The sequence below is a fragment of the Pedobacter segetis genome (assembly GCF_016623585.1).
Taxonomy (GTDB): Bacteria; Bacteroidota; Bacteroidia; order Sphingobacteriales; family Sphingobacteriaceae; genus Pseudopedobacter; species Pseudopedobacter segetis.
The window spans coordinates 1-23,194 of record NZ_JAEHFY010000015.1; the positions used below are offsets into that span (position 1 = coordinate 1).

The following is a 23,194-nucleotide window of genomic DNA, read 5'->3' on the forward strand; positions in this document are numbered from 1 at the left end:
AAAGTCTGGTACTTATGTATTAACACTGGTAAATGGTAAACAGATTAAGTCACTAATTTTAATCAAACAATAATGGAAAAACATATAAAAAAAATATTGCTACTAGGTATGTTTATACTTGGTTTAAGCTTGTCTAGTAACCAGCGTTTATGCAGATGATTATGGAGGTGAACAACCGAGTATATGGGATGATTTTACGTATGACCCTAATTGTGATTGTATGTTAAGTATAGCATTAAATGAAGTAGTAGTTACGGCCCAAGCTAATGGTGGCTACAATTTGACATACATTGATATTTCTGGGCCACAAACACTCTTGTTTCCTACTTTAGACCTTTTATATGATTGGTATCTTATTAATTTTTCAAACGATGATGATGATAACGAGACCTGTAACCTCAGTGTATCCCTAAGTAGCATAGATTCAGAGATTGTGCCTGGTGGTAGTGTTATACTAACTGCTAATATCCAGCAAACGGGTAGCCCTAGTGATTTAAAATATTTTTATGAAGCTTATTATAGTGATCAATGGTGGGAATTATCAGATCCTAATAATTGTGTTAATAATAATTTGGAGTATAAAATGAAGGTTTTAGGGGCAATAAAGTTTAGGGTAAAAGTTACTTATAAATGCGGGCAAGAAGATAAGGAGATTACATCAGAAGAGGTAAGTACAAATTCTAAATTTTGTTTGAGTGATTTGAATAGCCAATTTGGGAGTAATATGGATGCTGCTTGGAATAGTACTGTAAGCAGGACAAATGCAGGTACCGGTAAATATGAAGACGGCTTTATCGTTAATTTTAATGGTAGTATTCCAACAGCTACATCCTTTCAAGCACAATCAGATTGTGATATTGTTGAGTTAAGTTCAATAACCGGTATTCAGTCACCTACTGGTAATGTTAGTCCAAACTTTATAGGTTATATTTGGACAGTTGGACTTTTTCATACCCATCCACCATTAACTAATTGTCCCACAAATTATTCCTTATTAAAAGGGCCTAGTAGTATTGATTTAAGTAGCATCTCAAATTTCCCAAAAGTAGTACGTACTTATGACCAAACTGTATCTGGAGGCCATGATATAGATTTACCTACTATGGATACCGCCTACGGCCCAAATTGTACCACCTATTAAATAATTAAAATATGAGAAAAATATTAGTAATATGCTTATCAATAGGTTTTATCTTTTACTCCTGTAAAAGCAAAAAAGCCGTTGAAGAAACAAAGCGACAAAGCTATGTTAATGTGCCCAAAATGGATTCGGTCATCAGTATTACATTTGATACCTTGTTGAAAGCCGATGGCTATGATTTCGGATACAGGCCGGATCCCAATAAAGTAGCATTTTTTAAACCTTATTATATTAATGATATTTGTTGTCCTGGCAATTATAATCATCCCTTGTATAAAAGATTTATGCAAAAAGGTACCTCAGTTAAAGATGGGGTGCTTGCCTCTTTTATTGAAAGTTTGAAGACCAATTCGTTTTATTATCAAAGAGAAAAAAAAATAATTGAACGAAAGCTGGGCAATATAGAAAAGCTTAAACAATGTAAACTGGTACAGTTGCCTGTTTATTATTTAAGCCCAAATGTGGTGGAATATGTTAATGGAACCAATATTAAGAAATATTATCAGCTAGATACTAATGGAATAACTTATCGTGTGCTTAAGGATGATAAATTAATTACTATCTTAAACTATCGGCAAGGTGGATATGGAATTTGGCAAATTTACGCTAATGATTCTTTAAGTTATGATCAGTTAAAGCAACTTAACGAAGAGCCGTTGGCATTTATAAATAATATTAAAATTCCTTTACCGACGAATTTCATGTACGATAAGGTTGGTTATTTGCAAGCAGATCATATTGTTTTTTCAGATTGTGCAGAGGGTGAATATAATATTGTTAATTACGGTGATAATTCTACCAAACAGCAATTTCAAAGAACTTTTAAAACTATACTTGCAGAAGTATATTTTGCGACAAAGTCAGTCCCAAGAATACTAGATGGGATTGTTGGAAGCAGTTATCAATCTGCCTTATACCAACTTAAAATAAAAAAAAATAAGTGAAGGTTTTATATTTCCTTTTCCGGATGTCAGCATTGGATCATCCCGAATTGTATCCAGTAAAAGTGAAGCGGACAGGAATAGATTTACCTGCTATTCGGGATGTTAGCAATTGCGCATCCCGAATTTGTGGGACAATTTATCGGAATTTCTGGTTTTATCCCAACCCTTTCAGCAACAGCTTCACCATCAGTTTTAATTTGCCCCAGCAGGCAGATGTAACCGCAAGTTTAGCGGATATGAGCGGCCGGCAGGTTTATACCGAGCAGTGGGAACAGGTAAGCTCAGGGCCACAAAGGCGGAACATAAACGTATCGGTAAAGCCTGGCAGTTATGTGCTCACGCTGGTTTACGGCAAACAGACAAAATCTACAGTTTTAATCAAACAGTAATGGAGAAACACATAAAAAAAATATTGCTACTGGGTATGTTTATACTAGGTTTAAGCCTGTCTGGCAACAGCGTTTATGCGGAGGACTATGGAAGTGAATATAGCCAGGACTATTACGAGACAGAATTTACGAACCAACTGGATGCATTGCCAAACGGGGGGATAACTTCCATAGTGATTCAGCTAAATGAAGTTGTGGTTACATCGTATATCGATCATTTTAATGTAGATATATACGATGCACTTAATCAGTTGACAGGAAGTCTTACCTTTGACACTTCACAGGATGTGTTCAACTGGTATGCTATTAATTTCGGTTCTGGTGATAATGGAGGTGATGAGCAACCAGAAGAACCTGAAAGTCCTTGTGATGCTGCAGATCAAGCTGTGGGAGTGTCTGTTACATCGCAGTATGATAATGGTATAGATGATGAAGTAGAGGATTTTGATGCCTTCGAGCCTCCTGGGAGCAATCAGAATGAACAATACTTTAATATGTATAGAAACTCGAATGGCGATCTTGAGATTTATTGCAACAATGATGGATGTGTCAGAGAATCTGGAAGTACAGGTGGTAATATTGTCTATACAAGCGATACAGAGGTAATTGTTCATACACATCCCGCCGATGGCCTATCGGCACCATCAGCCACAGATATGTATAATATGTACGTATTCCGCAATAATTCAGCTAATTACTCAACTTCATACATTGTTGCAGCAGATGGTACAAAGTATGCCATGCATATAGATGATGTATCTAAAATGAATGCATTTATGACTAACAATCCCGGTTTTGCAGATGCAGGAACTAATGATTTTGATGTAAATACTGCATTAGGAGCAAAATATAGAGAAATAAAAGATTCATTTCTTGAAAATAATAACACCGAAAATCAAGCTCATGAAAAGGCTTTGGCATTTGTTTTAAAAGAATCTGGTATTTCTCTATTAAAAGCAGACCCAAACTCAAAGGAATTTAAAAAGATTGATACTGACCAGAAGAAGAATCCTGATGGAACGGATGCAAAAGATGCAAATGGAAAAAATATTTATAATACATCAAATTGTCCTTAATAGTTAAAATCATGAAAAAATACATTGTTATTATCATTAGTATGGCTATATGTGCGTGTAGCACTTTAAAACAACAGCCATCAAACACCAAACAGCAAAAATATATTAAGCTGGAGAAATTTAAGGGAGATACTTTAAAGTTTATACAAACTAGTATATTGAATAGAAAAGAATTTTATAAAGGGAAGGAGTTAAATGTATTGCTTAAAGATCTGGCAATACCAATTAAAAGATATACAACGGGACAATCCTTTAGACCTAAAAATCAAAGCCCTGATATTTCTTTATATTTCTATAACGATACTGAGAAGGATTTAAAAATAGCTAAAAAGAAAGATCCCATTATTGTAACCGTAGTATGGCAAACTCCTTTAAATACTTCTGATGTAATAAGTTTAATAAGGAAGTATCCAAATTGGACACCAGAAATTCAGGAATACTTTGGGAAGCAAATAGTAAAAGATGTGGGGAAGGTAAATTTTGGTTTTAATAAGTAATTAGAACCAGTTGCTATGATTACTTTCTAAAGCGCTTTAATTCATTTAATTGAGCCAACATTTGTCAATAATAGATGGCTCAATTATAAAAGAAATGGTCATGAATAAATTATTAATAATTCTGTTGCTAAGTTTAACAGCCTGTAGCACTTTAAAGCAACAGTCATCTAACAACAAACAGCAAAAATATATTAAGCTGGAAAAGTTTAAAGGAGATACTTTGAGCTTTGTACAGAACAGTATATTAAACAGAAAAGAATTTTATAAAGGGAAGGAGTTAAATGTATTGCTTAAAGACTTGGCTATTCCAATTGTGCATTATACAACTGGTGTAACGTTTCGACATAAAGATCAAAGCCCTCATATATCTTTATATCCTTATAATGACACCGAAAAAGACAAAAAAATAACAAAGAAAGAAGACCCCATAATTATAACAATCGTCTGGCAAACTCCTTTACGAACTTCATATGTTGATAGCTTATCAATAAGGAATAAATCTAACTGGACACCAGAAGTGCAGGAATATTTTGGGAAGCAAATTGTAAAAGATATAGGGAAAGTAAATTTTAGTTTTAATAAATAATGATAAACCCGTTGCTGAAATTATTTCTAAAGCATTTTAATTCATTTAATTGAGCCATCATATACAATACCCCCGCTATTCGGGATGTTAGCTTTTGCGCATCCCTAATCTGTAATATTATCATACCAAACTGGTAAAAAATGTAAGTTCAATGATCCTGACGATATTTGTCTGTACCATGCTTATTTTTGGAGATTTTCTATTTTTTTAATTCAACTTTCTTTGTAAAATTTCCAATATACTATTATTACCTTTTATTAAATGATTTATTAACGGGAGCGCTCCCGAAAATTGGGAGCGCTCCCGTCTGTATTTGTAACTAATAAATTAAAAAAAAGTCATCCACATTACGATATTTAATTTAAGCGTTATAAACCATAAAAAATGAAAACACTCAAATTTTTAACTTTGTGCTTTTTATGCACCATTTGTAAAATAGCCACAGCGCAAGAAAACTTAATAAAATTCACTACTACTAGAAACTTAGATAAATCCATCGACTTTAATTTTGATAAGGCAGATCCAGGCACATTCACCATCTTACTTACTTTTAAAAATTTAGAAAATGCTACGCCAGTAGGGTCAGAAATAGTTATTAGTGGCTACTCCGGTAAATTTTATACTTTAAAACCAGATAATGCAAACCAAGACATTAGTTTTTCTTTTAGTTGTACATATGTTAGGGGTAAAACAGACTGCGAAATACAATCCGATTTTCTGTATTTACTCCCTTACAAAAATGGAACAAAAGTTAAGATGAACGAAGCCATTAATTTAGAAGCCAAATATTTTGGAAATACTAAACCTGATGACTGGAAATCCTATTTCTTCCTGACAGAGAAGGAAGATACCGTTACAGCCATCAGAAGAGGTTTAGTTGTGGAAATCAAGAATGACTTTGAAAATCAAGAATCTAATGTAGTATTTACCAGTAATACAAATAGCATCATTGTGGAACATGCAGATGGTACATTTGCCCGCTATGGTCATCTGAAAAAGGGAAGCATATTAGTTAAAGTCGGGCAAACAGTTTACCCGGCGAACTCTTTAGGATTAAATACTAAAGGGAACTCATCATACAAGTCGTCATTAACAATTATGTATTTAGTATCCAATGATCTTCAAACCGTAAAGACCCAAAACCTTAAAACGTATAAAAGCGTGTATGGTTACGTAACACCACAGTTTGCTACACAGGATCACAACAATTTAGTGCTAAAGCCAAACGAAGTATATACAGCGTTTAGTACGCCAGATATGATTAGAAAAGAAATGAACAAAAAAGAACTCAAGGTTTTTAAATAATTAATAGCTTTCGCTGAAATCATTGTTTAAGCAAGCTTTATGCTAACTAACATGAAATAATACAAATTAAATTACGAAGATCTGTGATCAGCTTATGGCCCAATCTTTTTATATTTGGATTGCAAACTTTTTATCAATAATTCGGGATGCGCTTCACTTAATATTTCAAACAGCAGGAGCATTAAATCATTACCCCCAATAAATATTCCCTAGAAAAATACTATTAGACTGATTCAAACGGTTTGCGGATACAAAAGCCATATAAATTAGTAAATGTTTATTTTTAAAATTTGCAGGGATCTGGAGCTCATCAATTCCATTTTTACGAAATGCTCCATGAGTTTGATAGACCGATTCATTCGCTTCTCGACAATAAATAAGTAACAAAGTCTGATCTTGTGCGTTCACGTGATGGGCAGGACAAGCTTTCCAAATGAATTTAATGGTATCATCTTCTTGAAAGCTGATCTCTGCATTTTCAGGTCCTAATAAAGACCCAAAGCTGACCAACATTTTTTCAGGATCAATAGTCAATTGTCCTTCGTCAATTAAGATTGCATTTTTCAAAAGATAGGATTTAGCTGCTAAAAAACCTTCTACACGCTCTGTATAACCTTTAAAGCCAACTCTTAAGAATGGTGTGAGAGGTTTAAGCCATTCTTGTGCCATGGCAAACTTATTACGGTTAACTTTCTCAGCTTCTGATACTTTACCGGTTCTTTTTTTAGGAAGGCTACGCATATAAGGAATTCCTTTCCAAGTACACCCAACTACTGCCCCCACCTTACCAGAAAAAGGACCATTTATACCATATTGATACTTTGCCATTTTTATAAATTTTAAACAATATAATAAAATTATAAATTAGTAAATAAATAACTAAAAATAGGTAGATTATGGGAATATTAAACAAATAATATTAGGGTAATATACCTATTTTATCCCTGTAAAGTCCCTGTAATGTTTGTATAAAATTAAAAAAACAACTTTAGGATGAAATCTGTGAATTAACTTCTGTTCTTACCATATTCCTAAGGCATCTTTTTATTGGGAGCACTCCCAATAAACGGGAACATTCCCAATAAAAATCGATAGCTATTTAAGCTTAGGATTTAATAATACCCTTTATTTTTGATATAAAACCAATATAGGAAACCTAAAAAGTCCATTGTTTATACCAATATGGTAATTTATAATTTGCCTTATATTATATGTTGAAAGAAAATTTTAGTTTAAAAAGAACATTAAAAACTCAGAAAATAGTTACAGATTTTTTAATTGTGGGAGGGGGGATATCAGGTGTATGTACAGCCATAGTTGCCGCAAGATCCGGCATTAGGGTAGTTTTGGTACAAGATCGTCCGGTTTTAGGAGGGAATGCATCTAGTGAAGTGAGATTATGGATATTAGGAGCTACCTCCCATATGGGAAACAACAACCGTTGGGCAAGAGAAGGAGGAATCATCGACGAAATTTTAGTAGAAAATTTATATCGTAATAGAGAGGGTAATCCACTAATATTTGATACTATTTTACTTGAAAAAATCTATGAAGAAGCAAATATTCAGCTCTTACTAAATACATCGGCATTTGAAGTAAACAAATCAGATGATAAAAATATTAGTAATGTAAAAGCTTTCTGTAGCCAAAATTCTACGATGTATGATATCTATGCCAATTTGTTTTGCGACGCCTCGGGAGACGGTGTGATTGCATTTTTAGCGGGTGCATCTTTCAGAATGGGAGCAGAAACCAAACAAGAGTTTGGAGAAGGATTTGCGCCAGATGTAAAAGATTATGGGGAATTACTCGGTCATTCCATTTATTTCTATACAAAAGATACCGGAGCGCCAATTAAATATGTTGCACCAAGTTATGCCAAAAAGGACGTGGGTTCTTTGCCTAGAATTCGTAACTATAAATTACCGGAATATGGCTGTAGATTATGGTGGGTAGAATATGGCGGTAGGTTAGATACTATCCATCAATCAGAAGATATTAAATTTGAACTTTGGAAAGTAATTTATGGATTATGGGATTACGTAAAAAACAGCGGTAAGTTTCCAGAAGCAGAAAATCTGACTTTAGAATGGGTAGGTACTATACCTGGTAAAAGAGAAAGTCGGCGTTTTGAAGGAGATTATATACTGGTTCAACAAGATATTGTAGAACAAAAAAGACATGATGACGCTGTTGCATTTGGCGGTTGGGCAATGGATTTACATCCTGCAGACGGGGTCTTTAGTGATAAAAATGGATGCACTCAGTGGCATTCTAAAGGGGTTTACCAGATTCCCTACAGATGTTTTTATAGTAAAGACATAGATAATTTATTTTTGGCAGGTAGGATAATTAGTGTCTCTCATGTCGCTTTTAGTTCAACGCGTGTAATGGCAACCTGCGCTATGGGCGGGCAAGCGGTAGGCCTTGCTGCTTCATTAGCCATAAAATCAAGTTTAAAGCCTAGAGATTTCTCATCTGGTGAAAACCTTATAAAATTACAACTGGAGCTAAATAAAATAGGTCAAAGTATTCCTTTTGTTCCGTTAGCTGATAGTGATAATCTTTTAAACGCTGCAACCCTAGATTCATCATCATCATTGTCATTAGAAGGTTTTCCTGCTGACGGAGAATGGATAGAGCTTGAATTTTCTACTGCACAGATGTTGCCATTTAAAAAAGGTGAATTGTATACCTTAGAATTTCCATTTAAGGTGCTCAATGATACTACACTTCGTTTCGAATTGAGGACAAGCAGTAAAATGCAAAATCATACGCCAGACGTAATGCTTGAAGAACACCTTGTTTTTTTAAATAAAGGTAAAAGGAACGTTAAAATTTCTTTAAAGGAAGTTTTAAAAGAAGATCAATATGTATTCTTATGTTTTATGAAAAACAATGATCTGCAAGTTAAATGTAGCCAGACTAAAGTTACGGGTATTTTATCGGTATTAAATAAAACAAATAAAGCAGTATCAAATTTTGGGCGCCAAGATCCACCAAGTGATATAGGGGTAGATACTTTTGAATTTTGGACACCTTACAGAAGACCCAGATGTCAAAACTTAGCTTTTAAAATTAGTCCTTCTATTTCTTGTTTTGAGATTCAGAATATAAAAAATGGATTCTTACGCCCGTATGAAAAACCAAATGCTTGGGTTTCTGCTTTAGATGATGAAAATCCGACTATAAAATTGAATTGGGAACATCAAGTAACTATAAATGAAATTGTGTTGATGTTGGATAATGATTTTGATCATCCCTTAGAGTCATCATTGTATGGTCATCCCGAGGATGTTTTACCGTTCTGTGTTAGAGATTATAGCTTAAAAAAATGTAAATCGACTGCTGTTTATACAAAAGAAGATAATTACCAAACCATTAATAAAATAATATTAAGTGAGCCATTAAACACTAAAGAGTTAATATTAGAACTAAAAAGACCCTCAGGGAATGTGCCTGCGGCGATTTATCAGATTTTAATTTATTCATAAAAATCTTTTATCAGCAAAATATGAGGAAATTTTTAAATATATTTTTATTAATTGTAGTGTTAAAGTGCAATGTTTATGCCGCTATAGCAGATACCATCTCTTTGAACGGGATGTGGAAATTTAGAACAGATTTATACAAAACTGGAGACGAACAACAATGGTATAAAACTAGTTTTGATAAAGCGGGCTGGGATTCAATGGAAGTACCGGGAAATTGGGACTTGCATAATGAATATGCTGATTATAAAGGTGATGCTTGGTATAGTGTAAAGTTTGATGTCAAAGATGTATGGAGAAATAAAAACGTTAGACTGATATTTCAATCTGTTTATAACGATGCAGAGGTTTGGCTTAATGGGAATAAAATTGGGGAAAATCATTTTGGCTTTCTACAATTTCAATTTGACCTATCTAATTATCTTATATACGGACAAAAAAATGAAATTGTTGTGAAAGTCAACAACGTTTTTAAAAGAGGCGCAATCTGGAACTGGGGAGGTATAAGAAGACCAGTTTGGTTAGAAATAACTGACCAGACTAGAATCAACAATCTATCAATTACATCAAAGCCTGACTTAAAAAAACAAAGTTCAATAGTAAATCTCAATGCAGAAGTCGTAAACTATTCGTCAAATAAAATAGATTTATCCTACGCTGTAGAGCTGTTTTATAAAAGCAAACGTATTTATTATTCGGGACAGCAAAGAGCTATAACTTTAAAAGGTGCAGACAGTGTGCTTTTAACCCATAACATTCATTTAAACAAAGCAGATACCCATTTATGGAGCTTTGATTTTCCAAATCTTTATACGGCCAAAATAGCTGTGTATAACAACAAGAAATTACTGCATTTGCAGGAAGATAAGTTTGGTATAAGAAAGATTGAAGTAGAGGGCTTAAAATTAAAACTTAACGGAAAAGAAATCAGACCTGTGGGTTTTAACCTTGTTCCAGAAGATCGCATCACTGGAAATACATTACCCTTTGAACATATTAAGAAAATGGTAGATATGATGAAAGAGGCGGGCGCTAATATGGCCAGAATCAGTCATTTATCCTTACCTAAAGAATTTTTAGATTATTTGGATGAAAAGGGAATTATGACATTTGAAGAGGTTTCTTTATGGGGAAAAGATGTTATGGTAGATCCAGATAACCCTATACCAAAAATTTGGTTGCAGAAATTAATTCATCAGGAGTATAACCATCCAAGCATTATAGGGTGGAGTGTTGGTAACGAAATAGGTTTGTTAGATAAAAACCCGTTAGCCAATCAATATATTAAATCAGCGATAGAGAATGCAAAGAAATTAGATCCTAATCGTTTAGCGGTATATATTTCAAATTCTGCTCAGGTGCAACCTGATGATGCGGCAATCTATAGTGATATAATCATGCTAAATAGTTATGGGAACTGGGCAAAGGCTGCCGAGAAAGCGCACCATAATTTCCCTGATAAACCCATATTTTTTTCTGAGTTCGGAGAGAGTTTAAATACAGAAGACCCAAATGATTCTCATTTAGATTTTGGCAAAATGTTAGACAGTTTAAAAGGTAAGGATTATATCATTGGTGCTTCGTTATGGACGTTTAATGATTACAGGAGCAGTTACTGGTCTCCAAAAAAATCATGGGAAACTCCTCCTTCACAAAACAGAGCCTGGGGGGTTGTAAATAGTTTTTTACAGAAAAAAAGAAGCTATTTTGAGGTCCAAAAAGTTTTTCTACCATTAAGCATCACCAACCTTACTGCTACACAACATAATGATTATATATTTGGTCAAATAGACTTAAAAATAAATAAAAAGCTTGATTTTCCAGCTTATCAATTAAGCGGTTATAAAATTGCAGTGCAAACGCTTGATAATCAAAAAATTATTGATAGTGCAGTTATTAAGCTGCCTATATTAAACCCTGGAGATGGATCCAAAACATTTGAATTCAATATAAAAAATCATCCGTCTTTATTAACAGCTATTAAATTTTCATTATCAGACGCACAAAATTTTTCAAGGTTTGATACCCTCATTTATTTAAAAGAACCCCAAAGTGTGCATATTAAAGCTGTAAATACCAGCGAAAATACAGTAAGAGTTGTTTTTGATCCTAGTTCTTTAGCATCTTATTACACGCTAAAATATGGTAATGGTAAATTGGAGAATGAGAGTTCGGCAACCATAAATAATTTTATAGAAATAAAAGGCTTAAAAAGTAAAATAAATTATCAGTTTCAAGTAGTTGCCCATAACAACAAGGGAAGTAACGCCTCAGTTTCTTCAAATTTTATATTAAATGAGGACGAACTGCCACCTATAATCTGGGATGCGGTAGCAGTTAAAAATGGGTTTTTTATATCTTTTTCTTCGGACCCATTAGATTATAGATATGAAGTGGAATATGGTACGCAAAAAGGCAACTATTTTAAATGTTTGACTTTTGATAATCACGGTGTACTCCAAATTCCAAATTTAGATAGTGATAAAACCTATTTTTTTAGATTGAGAAGATTAATGCAATGGGGATTTGCAAGTACTTGGACTAATGAAATTGAAATAAAACCATTATAGCATAAATAACTAGTAAACTTTAAAATAAGATTTATTCGATATAAAGATATTTTATATCAAAGAGGTTCTTATGCTGTTTTTTTAACCAAAAAAATAAATAAAAATTACAGTTAATAAACTAATAACCAATTAATTAAATCAATAAAAATCATGAAAAAAGTATTAATTCAATTCGTATTTTTAATGTGCACAATGTATTGTTTTGCACAGAAGTCGACTACCGTAATTTCGTGGAACTTTTATGGGCAAACAGCCGGGGCGGCGGATAAATTTGCCCCAACTTCTATAAGTTCAGATTTATCATCTGGCGGTATTACCAAAGGTTCAGGCTTAACCATGGGTATGGAAAAATTGAAAAATTATTGGGGTGCTAAAGGGTTTTCTCTTAGCCAAACAGGGCCTGAAGAAGCAATTTTAAACAATAAATATATAACTTTTTCAATTACCAGTAACTCTTCTAAATCACTATCGCTAAAAGAGATTAAGCCTCTTAAAATAAGAATCTTTTCCGTAGGTCCAAATCACTTATTACTTCAATATTCATTTGATGGCAATACTTATAAAGATATCACTACCCTAAAGATGGATAGGCCAGAAAAGCAATCTGATTTATTGTTAGGAGCTGTTGATCTATCTACAGTAAAAGATCTTCAAAATATAGGTCAGGGTAAAACAGTTTACTTCAGGATAGTTCCTTGGGGTGCTACTAAAGAAGCCTATAACGACTTTTATTTTGGCTCCCAGTACGATGTGCCATCCATAAGTATTCTAGGAAGTTTTAAATAATTCCTATCGCTTTAAAAAAACCAAATTATAAACCAATTAAAAATTAATGTTATGAAAAGATTACTACACAATTATAGTTATCGTTTGATGGTAATTATATGTTTGCTATTTCTTTTAAGTGAAACGCAGGCACAATCTCTAAAGAAAGGAATAGGTATGATTACTACCAAAACCGATGCTAAGTGGATTCAACAGCTCCCACAACTAAATGTAAACTGGCATTACAGGTGGGATTTAAGAAAGGACGTTAGAGAGCCTTCTGGAATTGATTATGTGCCTATGGTTTATGGAAGACCTGCTCCTACTACTGCTGATTTTGACTATATAAATGACAATAAACAACAATTTAATTATTTGTTGGGTTATAATGAGCCAGATAACCTCCCTGGAACACAAGGCCATATGAGCTTGGATAGCGCTCTTATGTTTTGGCCTCAGTTAATGGCTTCGGGTTTAACTTTAGGCAGTCCAGCTTCAATAAATCCTTTATCAAAATACATGAAAGATTTTATGAGGAAAACCGATTCGCTCAATTATCGGGTAGATTTTGTAACAATACATACCTATCCTGGTCCTGATGCCACCGGATTTCTAAAGTTGCTAAGGGACGTACACACAGCGTACAATAAACCTATTTGGATTACTGAATTTGCAGTAGCAGACTGGAATGCTAAAAATGGGATAAAGAATATCTATACACAAGCTCAAGTTTTAGGCTTCATGAAAACAGTTCTTGAAGCTATGGAAACACCTGAATACAGTTTTGTTCAGCGTTATGCATGGTTTTCTAATTCACCACCTAATGATAAAGCTTTGGGGAAATCTTCTTTATTTGATTATGACGGGGGATTAACACCATTAGGTCAGTTCTATGCAAACTTTAAGGAAGTGAATACAAAAATACCATTGGTAAATCCTTTGATAGCATGGAACGTTTATGGACAATCAGACCCCACACAACAAGGTGTGCCTGCTCAAACATTAAATGCATCAATTTCCAGTACAGGTTTTGAAATTGGTACCTTAGCAAATGTGACCATGATGGGTACTAATCATAATTTGTGGGGAGCTTACGGCTGGTCAAAAGATAAAGAAGTTATAGATAGTGCTATCAATAGTGGGAAATATATAAAATTTTCTGTGTCACCAAAAGAAGGAAAAGTCTTGTCATTAAAAAAAATTGGGGATTTCAAAATTAAATTGGCAAAAAATGGACCTATTTATTACAGATTACAATACCGAATAAATAATGGAACTTATAAAGGACTAACTACATGGTTTGTAAATAGACCTACAGCAACAACAGTTTTTACCTTGGAGAATTTTGATCTATCCAAAATTCCTGACCTTCAAAATATTGCCTATGGTAAAACAATTGAATTCAGATTGATACCATACAATGCTAATTTAGATAATACTTCAGATGGCGCAGTATATTTTGGTAGTGATGCTAATGAGAATTGTTTCGGTCTGGAAGGCAATATTAAATCTTTTACAACTAATAGTTCTTCGGTAGAATTGGCCTATTGGAACCTAAGCGGACAAACTAACAATGGGGCTAATAACTTAGCGGCGACAAATATTGATGCAGCACTAGCTACAGATGCGGGGTTAGTTCGTGGAGCAGGAATAGTTGCTGATGTGGTTCCACAGAATAACGTTTGGGGCGGGACCAAATGGCATGTAATGCAAAAAGCGGTGGATGATGCTTCTTTGATAGATTCCGCAATTAGAGCAAAAAGATATCTGACTTTTAGTTTTAAAGTTCAGGATAATAAAATGGTATCTATAGCAAAGATAAAGCCCATCACTATTTTTGCAAATAATTCCAGTCCAGATACCATTCTAGTTCAATATGCATTCGATGGAAACAATTTTAAAAATCTGGATACCTTATCCTATACAAGACCAACATCAGGCACCAGAGTTGCTCTATTACTTGATAGTATTAATCTGACAGGAAATTCAGAATTTCAAGACATTGCTCCAGGAAGAATCATTAATTTCAGAATGATTCCTTATCATGCTGCTAATGGTACTGGTCATTTTTATTTTGGAGATGGTACAACTTCAGGCGTCCATGCACTTTCATTTGTGGGTACGGTGAATTCAATTATTCCACCCACAGACGTAATTTTAGCCGCATGGGACACTCAAGGTGCCAATGGCAACAATGCAACTTTAGCGGCAAGCTTGGTAAATGCAAACGTCATAAGCACAGGTTTGGTACGGAGTGCAAATGTTGTAAATACTACTGATGCAAATGTTTGGGGCGGGAGACAATTTTCAACTGCGACAGATACTGCTACGGTAAAATCGCAAAATAAAAACATCAGCTTTACCATTACTCCAAAGGCAGACAAAACAGTTTCATTTACTAGTATAAGTCCTATCGTAATCAGACAAAATAATTACGCTCCAAAAAAGCTTTTAATTCAATATGCTATTGGAAATGCACCTTTTGAAGATTTAGATAGCATGTCATTGAGCAGATCAGGGGGTTCTTTCTTTTTGCAGGACACGCTTGATACCATAGACTTAAGTAAGTTCCCGAAGCTTCAAAATTTAAGTCAGGAGAAATCGGTTACTTTTAAATTGCTTCCTTACGAAGTAAGAGATGAATCACCAGAATATCAAAAATTCTTAATCGGAGATTTAACAAGTAGTTATGATTTTGTGGTAAAGGGAATAGTAGATGAGGGACCTTTAGGTAACCAAATGTCTGCTACAAAAGACATGCAAAATTTTGATTATCAGCATTTAAACACCAACGCTTCTGCTATTTATGTATATCCAAATCCAGTAAAAGATGTATTGTATATATCACACTTAGCCAGTACAAGTGAGGGGACTATTAAAATTGTTAATTTAAACGGCCAACTTATTAAGTTACAAAAAACGCCAATTGGATCTCAATTAACACGTTTAGATGTAAGTGATTTACAGACAGGTTTTTATATTGTAATTTATCAAGGTAGTAAGGGTCAACAGTCGGTTAAATTCATTAAACAATAATAATGGAAAATATCACTGAATTTAGGTGGTATAATAGGATACTTAAACTTGTTTTAAGTATCCTATTTATGCTTAGTTTTAATTTGTCAAATGCACAATCTAGCAAAAAAGGGGTGTGCATGATAACTACAAGGACAGATGGAAAATGGATTTATCAAATCCAACAGTTAAATGCTAAATCTCATTACAGATGGGATCTTAAACTAGATCCTAACGAACCTGAAGGCATTCCCTATGTCCCAATGATTGTGGGAAGACCGGCTCCGACTCAAGCAGACTTTGATTATTTGAACACTAATAAATCCAGCTTTACCCATCTATTGGGTTATAATGAGCCAGATGCCCCTCCAGGAAAACAAGGCCACATGAGTGTGGATAGTGCCTTGATGTTCTGGCCAAAATTAATGGAAAATGGGCTGATTTTGGGTAGTCCTGCAGGTACAAATGCACTGGGTAGCTGGATGAAACAGTTTATGACCTCGGTACAACAGAAGAATTATAGGGTCGATTTTGTTCCCATACATTGGTATGGGCCTCCAAGTGTTAGTACTTTTTTAAATCATGTAAAAGCTGTTCATAATGAGTACCATAAACCGGTATGGATTACTGAATTTTCACCTGCAGATGGTGATTCAGATAAAGCTGCAGGAATAGTAAATAAGTACACAGAAGCTCAATCATTCAGCTTCATGAAAGCGGTTTTAGATAGTCTTGAAAATCCTAATTATTCATTTGTACAGCGGTATTTTTGGTTTTCTAATTCACCACCTGATGATTGGTCTTTAGGGCGTTCCTCCTTATATGATTATGACGGCGCATTAACTCCTATTGGGCAATACTATTCTAATTTTAAAGAAATAAATACTAAAACGCCTACAGTTAACCCATTGGTTGCTTGGAATGTATTTAATCAAAGTCAGTCTGGTTTACAAGGGTTAGCACCCAAAACATTAAACTCATCTTTAGAAAGTGTTGGTTTTACTAAGGGCAACGGCATCACCATGCTCACTGCAAATAATAATTTATGGGGCGCAACAGGTTGGTCGCTTGATAAAACTAAAATCAATACTGCTATAGCAGATAGTCAGTTTGTAGAATTCAGCATTAGTCCTAAGCAGGGCAAAGTACTTTCTTTAAGCAAAATTGGTGATTTTAAAATTATAATATCTTCCACAGGCCCTATTTACTACAGACTGCAATATGCTATTAATGAAGGTGAGTATAAAGGAATTACTACCTGGTCTGTTAATAGGCCGTCAACCACTACAGTTTTTCAATTGGAGAATATCGACCTTTCTTTTCTGCCAGATTTGCAGAATATTCCTTACGGAAAAACAATTAAATTTAGGCTAATTCCTTATAATGCAACATCATCTGCCGGGCAGTTTTATTTTGGAAATCGTTTAGACGAAAACTGTTTAGCTATTGAAGGAAATATTAAGTCTTTTGAATCTTCTGGAACAACAACAGCAGTAGATTTAGCTTCGTGGAACTTTAAGGATGAGGTACTTAATGGCCGTCAGAATATGTTGCCTACCTTGTTAAATTCAGCACTCGTTGCAACCGGTTTAACTAAAGGTTCGGGCATTAAGACTGATGAAATCACCTATTCAAAAGTTTGGGGCGGAAGAGCCTGGCATACCTCTGCATCAAAACCAGGTTTTTCAATTATTGATTCTGCTGTAAGAAATAGGAAATATTTAACCTTTAGTTTTCAAACACAGGCAGATAAATTGGTTTCATTTACAGAAATTAACCCTTTTATTGCTATGATTTCTAGGCTTGGACCTGATGAATACACCATTCAATACGCTTTAAATAGCGATTATAAAGACATTGCCACTTTAACAATTCCGTTAGTGCGTACAGCAGGTACAGCTACAAAGGCTTTTACCTTTCCTAATGTAGACCTTTCGGGTATATCAGAACTTCAAAATATAGCCCCTGGGAGAAGTATAAACTTCCGAATCGTTCCTTATGGTGCTACAGACGCTAGTTACGGACAGTTTTATTTAGGAGATAACCTGTCTAATGGAATTTCATTTGGTTTTAAAGGCTTTGTCAGCACATTATTGCCTGTTAAGCTTTCCTCTTTTTCTGCCAAAAGAAGAAATGAATTTGTTGATATCCAATGGACAACTTCTTCAGAAATGAATTTTAACCATTTTATTTTAGAAAGAAAACAGGGTAGTGGTGATTTTGAAGAAATTTACCGGGCAAATTCTTCTGGATTCTCCACGGGAGGTAAATATAGCTTTACAGATGAGTTTAAATCTTTTGATACACAATACTACCGTCTTAAAATGGTGGATAATGACGGAACCATAGTTTATAGTTATATCATCGCTCAGCAACCGATAGTTGGTGCTGAAGATCAATCCATAAGTTTATATCCTAATCCTGCAATTTCAGAAGTTACCGTTTCTTATCCGCCTGCAACCGCTAATAGTTTGTTGAGAATATATGGGACAGATGGGAAGCTATATGCTGAATATCCGCTTTTAAAAGAGAGTATCTTTAAAAAAGTTGATGTTTCCAACTTAAAAAGTGGCTACTATATAGTTATTTATAATAATTCGTCTACATCAAAAAGCTTAAAATTTATAAAAAACTAATGTTAAAAAAAGTCAGTTATATCTTTTATATCGGTTTAATAGTATTATTCACGAATGCCTGTAAAACTTTGGCACAATCAAATAAAAACGCTGAAGTAAAAAGTAAACAATTCAAGCCTGGTTTGCCATGGCTAGATAACCATGGGATTCCTATTAATGCACATGGAGGAGGCGTTATTTTTTATAATGGAATTTACTATTGGTATGGGGAGCATAAATTGCCCGGCAAATCTGAATTAGAAATGGCAGATGGTGGTATACATTGCTATTCCTCTAAAGACTTATTGAATTGGAAAGATGAAGGCCTGGTTTTATCTGTAAAATACGATGATAGTAAAAGCGATATTGCTTATGGATGTATTTTAGAACGTCCGAAAGTTATTTATAATAGTCAGACAAAAAAGTTCAATGCATTTTTTAAACTTTATCCGAAAGGAACAGGCTATTTGAAAGGTTATATAGGTGTTGCTACAGCTGATAAGCCAAACGGACCTTTTATCTATCAGCATAAATTTTTAGGTGCCGATTCTGATTTTGGTTCCGGGGATTTTGCCATGTTTAAAGATCAAGATAATACCGTGTACCATTTTACTGTAAGAAAGCCAGATAAAACTTTTGTAATTGGCAAACTCGAGGACGATTATTTGTTTGCCCGATCTAAAAGTTACTTCTTAGCTAAAGGGATAGAGCCACATACAGAAGCGCCAGCGCTAATTTCACGTAATGGAAAATATTATTTAATAGGTTCTGGTTCTAGCAGTTGGGACCCAAACGCTGCCCGGTCTTTTGTGGCTGATTCTGTTAATGGTTTGTATACTGATACAGGAAATCCTACTTCGGGGATTAACCCATATAATAATTTGGGTGCAGAAAAAACTTTTGGAGGTCAGATATCATATATCATTCCAGTTCAAGGAAAAAAAGATGCGTATATAGCCATGTTTGATGTTTGGAAACCTAATGAACCCATTAATGGACTATATATCTGGTTGCCGTTGACTTTCAAAGATGGTAAACCAGAGATTGTTTGGAAAGATAAATGGGATTTATCATTTTTTAAATAATGATGCAAATAAAAACAATAATTAGCTGTCTGTTTTTCCTTATGATGTTGCAGGGTTGTTCAAAGAGGACTTTAAAGCAAAAGGAAAGTAAAATTAATACTATAGTACATTCTAAGTATATACCAGTTGGATATCAATTAGAATTTAATGATGAATTTGATCAGCTTGTTCTCGATTTAAAAAAATGGAAATATAGACTTGGTGTGAAGAGCGGTGGTGGTTATGCTTCTAAAGAAATAGAAGAAAATGTGTATTTGGCAGATGGGAAATTAATAGTTAGAGGTGTATATAAAGATCCAAAAGCAGAAGGCTCTAATTCTGGTGGAGGGGTAATTTCTATACCTCATTTCAAGTATGGTTATTATGAAGCTCGCGTAAAAACTCAAAGTGGTGCTTTTTGGCATTCATCCTTCTGGACCTATAATACAAAAGACACCAAAAAAGCAACAGAAATAGATATTTTTGAACGTGATTCCCAGTATGACATTCCAGATGGAATTGTTAAAATCCGCCAAAACGTAATTCAGCATTCCTCTGGCAAACCAATTACTTTAAAGGGAAGCATAAAACTTCCTTTAGAGTTTGACCCATCAAAAGATTACCATATATACGGGATGCTTTGGGAAGAAAGCTCAGTCAAGTTTTATGTAGATGGAGTGTTAACCAATACCATTTCTTATCCTGAAGATAAATATTTGCATGATGAAACGGCTATTTTTCTATCTATGATTGCAAGAAATACAGCAGCAGAAAATACAGCATGCTACTTTGATTACGTCAGATTTTATTCAAAAAGCAATTAAAATTTATTATAAACAATTAGGTTATTATTAAAATAGTTATGTCATTTATAAAAACGAGCATTAAAAATAGGTATGTGTTTTTTCGAAAATTTAGAAATATCCCTTTTTTAAAATCTTTAAGATTCATATACATTGCAGCATTACTTATTGCTTGTAATACTCCAAAGATGGCAGTAATAAAAACAAATAAACCATCTTTTAGCGGTATTTATTCCCATTTAGCTTATTATAACAATGAAGGCGAATGTGGCACAGGTGCTGTTGTGCCGTTGGGCTAATAGGTTATGGGTTATAAGTTATGGTCCGCACAAACCCTTCGGTTCTTCTGATAAGCTTTATGAGATAGCCAATGATTTAAAACAAATTGTAAGAGAAGAAAGTGTAGGAGGAACCTCTGCAAATCGCATGATTCATAGAGAATCTATGCAACTAAACATTGGCCCATATTTTATAGACACAAATAGAAACGTTCGTGTTTTAAATCCAAAAGAAGTGCCAGGTAGATTTACCGGTACGGCTCGTCATTTAACCAATCCTTCAGAAAAATTATACATAGCCACTATGGAAGAAGGTTTTTATGAAGTTGATGTAAATTCTTTAAAAACAAACACCTTATATGAAGACGGGAACATTCTTAAGGAAAGAAACAAAACTAAAGACTTTAGTGAATTGTTACCGGGAGCTCATGGTAAAGGTTTATATTCTGGTCAGGGAGTAATGGTTTACTCTAATAATGGAGATGCTGATGCAAAAGCTTACAGCCAGTTTGACATACCATCAGGGGTTTTAGCAGAATGGAACGGTAAAGATTGGAAGGTAATTAGAAGAAATCAGTTTGTTGAGGTAACTGGTCCGGGTGGTATTTATGGAAACAAGCATCCAGAAATCGATCCGATTTGGGCCACAGGATGGGATAATAAGTCTATTTTACTGGGTGTACGAGATTATAAAAAAGGCTGGTCTTTTTTCCGATTACCTAAAGCCAGCCATAGTTATGACGGCGCACATGGCTGGAATACAGAATGGCCAAGAATCCGAGATGTTGGTACATCTAAAAAACCTGATTATTTAATGACTATGCATGGAATGTTTTGGACTTTTCCTGGTAATTTTTCATCAAATTTAAGCGCTGGAATAAGGCCTCAATCTGCTTATTTAAAAGTAATTGGTGATTTTACCCGCTGGCAGAATCAATTAGTTTTCGGTTGCGATGATGCCGCAAAAAACGAATTCTTAAATAAAAGAAAAATTAAAGGAATTACTACCGGTCCAGGCCAGTCTAATTCTAATCTCTGGTTTACTTCTTTAGATCAAACCCAAAAATTGGGACCAAATACAGCAGAAGGCGCAATTTGGTTAAAAGAAAATGTAGAAGCCAATAAACCTTCAGAACCTTTTTTGTTTGCCGGTTGGGAAAACAGAAATACTTGGGTTTTAAATGAAGGAAATGAGTCAGTTACTTTGAAAATTGAAGTTGATATTAATGGAGACAATAACTGGGAGCTTTTACAAACTTTAAAAGCAGAGCCTGGGAAAGCGATAAATATACTTTTTGAGGCTAAGCAAAAAGGAGAATGGATAAGGGCTATTTCAGATAAAGCATCTATACTGACATTCCATTTGTCCTATACAGACTTGAGTAGATTTAATAATAAAATATCATCCATTTTTAATGGAATTGAAACTGTAGCGAATAGTAATTATAAGGCAGGTCTGTTATATAGTTTAGGTGATAATCGCAGAATTTTAGGTGTTCTATCAGGAGAGATTACAAAAGATGTTTTCAAAGAAAATGGTTATTATGAGCTAAATGAGCAAATGCAACTGGTGAGAAAGGATGATACTAAAACAGCAGATTTCATCAGAGATAAATTTACTTTTCCTAAAAATAATTTTTCTGTCGAAGAATCTTCAATTTTAATAGTTGACGATAAAAATAGACGCTGGAGATTACCGTTAGGTGAAAGTACTTTTACAGATTTAACAAAAAACGGCTTAAGCAGGGTCTGCCGCGAAGTTTCTACTGAGAGAGATTTGATGAATTTGCAAGGTACATTTTATGAACTACCTGCGGAAAATGCAGATGGTTTCGCTAAAATAAGACCGATAACTTCTCACAATCTTGCAATATATGATTATGCTTCTTATAGAGGGATGCTGGTACTAACAGGTATTAAAAACATTTCAAAAAATGCCGAGCATATCATTACTTCAAACGATGGAAAAGCCAAAGTTTGGGTAGGCGCAATAGATGATTTATGGCAGTTGGGTAAGCCTATGGGTCATGGTGGTCCATGGAAAGATAGCCAAGTAACTAAAAATATTCCCTCTGATCCTTATTTGATAGGTTTTTATGATAAGAGAAGTGTATCTATTTCACACCATTCAGATAAAGTTGTGAAATTTAAAATAGAAGTGGAGCCAATTGGACATGGTCCTTGGATGTTATACAAAGAAGTAGAAGTTCAACCAGGTAAAACTTTTAATTATACATTCCCTGATGGTTTTCAAGCTCGATGGATAAGATTTGTTTCATGTGATGATTGTAAAGCAACGGCTTGGCTTAATTACGAATAATGTTCACTACTAATATCAGTAAAGATTCATAAATGAATTTAAACCGTTAAAACGGTTCCTTGGCAAAAATTTAATATAGCCCAAGGATTAATCCTTGGGCTATATTAACTCTAAAACTAGCCATGGATTCATCCATTTTCTTCATATTTTATTTTTATGACAGATTTAGGATAACCAATTTTACTTATAAATCTTGAAACTTTTCTAGATATCAGATTAATTCATTTCCGTAGTGTATTTGTAAAAAGCAGCAATAATTCTTTTATGCTATTTTATAGAAATTATTGATCTCAAATATTTTATTTAAATGATAGATATTGAAATAAAATAAATCA

16 protein-coding genes are annotated in these 23,194 nt (G+C 34.1%); 15 read left to right on the forward strand and 1 reads right to left on the reverse strand.

Annotated features, from left to right (window positions below):
* Positions 1-220: 220 nt before the first annotated feature.
* From I5M32_RS11405 to I5M32_RS11435, 7 genes are all read left to right on the forward strand, one after another.
* Positions 221-1,141, forward strand: a complete 921-nt coding sequence (locus I5M32_RS11405; protein WP_200586384.1) for a hypothetical protein — start codon at positions 221-223, stop codon at positions 1,139-1,141.
* 11 nt (positions 1,142-1,152) lie between these two features.
* Complete coding sequence (locus I5M32_RS11410; protein ID WP_200586386.1) at positions 1,153-2,085, forward strand: hypothetical protein; 933 nt, start codon at positions 1,153-1,155, stop codon at positions 2,083-2,085.
* 23 nt (positions 2,086-2,108) lie between these two features.
* Positions 2,109-2,474, forward strand: a complete 366-nt coding sequence (locus tag I5M32_RS16870; protein WP_262895600.1) for a T9SS type A sorting domain-containing protein — start codon at positions 2,109-2,111, stop codon at positions 2,472-2,474.
* Positions 2,474-3,550 carry a hypothetical protein gene (locus tag I5M32_RS11420; protein WP_200586390.1) on the forward strand — a complete coding sequence of 359 codons (1,077 nt, stop codon included), beginning with the start codon at positions 2,474-2,476 and terminating at the stop codon, positions 3,548-3,550. Before I5M32_RS16870 ends, I5M32_RS11420 begins: the two co-directional genes overlap by 1 nt.
* A gap of 11 nt (positions 3,551-3,561) precedes the next feature.
* Positions 3,562-4,047 (forward strand): hypothetical protein, encoded by a 486-nt coding sequence (locus tag I5M32_RS11425; protein ID WP_200586391.1) that lies wholly within the window; start codon positions 3,562-3,564, stop codon positions 4,045-4,047.
* A gap of 100 nt (positions 4,048-4,147) precedes the next feature.
* On the forward strand, positions 4,148-4,633 hold the full coding sequence (locus tag I5M32_RS11430; RefSeq protein ID WP_200586392.1) for a hypothetical protein: 486 nt from the start codon (positions 4,148-4,150) through the stop codon (positions 4,631-4,633).
* Positions 4,634-5,017: 384 nt separating this feature from the next.
* Positions 5,018-5,938 (forward strand): M23 family metallopeptidase, encoded by a 921-nt coding sequence (locus tag I5M32_RS11435; RefSeq protein WP_200586396.1) that lies wholly within the window; start codon positions 5,018-5,020, stop codon positions 5,936-5,938.
* 189 nt (positions 5,939-6,127) lie between these two features.
* Here the strand turns inward: I5M32_RS11435 and I5M32_RS11440 are convergent, their stop codons facing one another.
* Positions 6,128-6,766 (reverse strand): DUF6266 family protein, encoded by a 639-nt coding sequence (locus I5M32_RS11440; protein WP_200586398.1) that lies wholly within the window; start codon positions 6,764-6,766, stop codon positions 6,128-6,130.
* A gap of 383 nt (positions 6,767-7,149) precedes the next feature.
* On the opposite strand from I5M32_RS11440, the gene I5M32_RS11445 reads away from it, so the two are divergent.
* The 8 genes from I5M32_RS11445 to I5M32_RS11480 all read left to right on the forward strand — a co-directional run bounded on the left by I5M32_RS11445 (position 7,150) and on the right by I5M32_RS11480 (position 22,859).
* Entirely contained in the window at positions 7,150-9,432 is a 2,283-nt protein-coding gene (locus I5M32_RS11445) for an FAD-dependent oxidoreductase (RefSeq protein ID WP_200586400.1), read from the forward strand.
* Positions 9,433-9,452: 20 nt separating this feature from the next.
* A complete protein-coding gene (locus I5M32_RS11450) occupies positions 9,453-11,999 on the forward strand; it encodes a glycoside hydrolase family 2 protein (protein WP_200586402.1) in 2,547 nt (848 codons plus the stop codon).
* 150 nt (positions 12,000-12,149) lie between these two features.
* Positions 12,150-12,785, forward strand: coding sequence for a hypothetical protein (locus I5M32_RS11455; RefSeq protein ID WP_200586404.1), 636 nt, complete (start codon positions 12,150-12,152; stop codon positions 12,783-12,785).
* Between the two features lie 51 nt (positions 12,786-12,836).
* Positions 12,837-15,800 (forward strand): glycosyl hydrolase, encoded by a 2,964-nt coding sequence (locus I5M32_RS11460; protein ID WP_200586410.1) that lies wholly within the window; start codon positions 12,837-12,839, stop codon positions 15,798-15,800.
* A 2-nt stretch (positions 15,801-15,802) separates the two neighbouring features.
* Positions 15,803-18,415: a glycosyl hydrolase gene (locus tag I5M32_RS11465; RefSeq protein WP_200586412.1), complete on the forward strand. Its 2,613-nt coding sequence runs from the start codon at positions 15,803-15,805 to the stop codon at positions 18,413-18,415.
* The gene (locus tag I5M32_RS11470) at positions 18,415-19,479 is read left to right on the forward strand and encodes a family 43 glycosylhydrolase (protein WP_200586413.1); all 1,065 of its coding nucleotides are present in this window, start codon (positions 18,415-18,417) and stop codon (positions 19,477-19,479) included. The genes I5M32_RS11465 and I5M32_RS11470 overlap by 1 nt, the downstream gene beginning before the upstream one ends.
* Entirely contained in the window at positions 19,479-20,282 is an 804-nt protein-coding gene (locus tag I5M32_RS11475; protein ID WP_200586414.1) for a glycoside hydrolase family 16 protein, read from the forward strand. The genes I5M32_RS11470 and I5M32_RS11475 overlap by 1 nt, the downstream gene beginning before the upstream one ends.
* A gap of 234 nt (positions 20,283-20,516) precedes the next feature.
* On the forward strand, positions 20,517-22,859 hold the full coding sequence (locus I5M32_RS11480) for a hypothetical protein (protein ID WP_200586415.1): 2,343 nt from the start codon (positions 20,517-20,519) through the stop codon (positions 22,857-22,859).
* Positions 22,860-23,194: the final 335 nt, after the last annotated feature.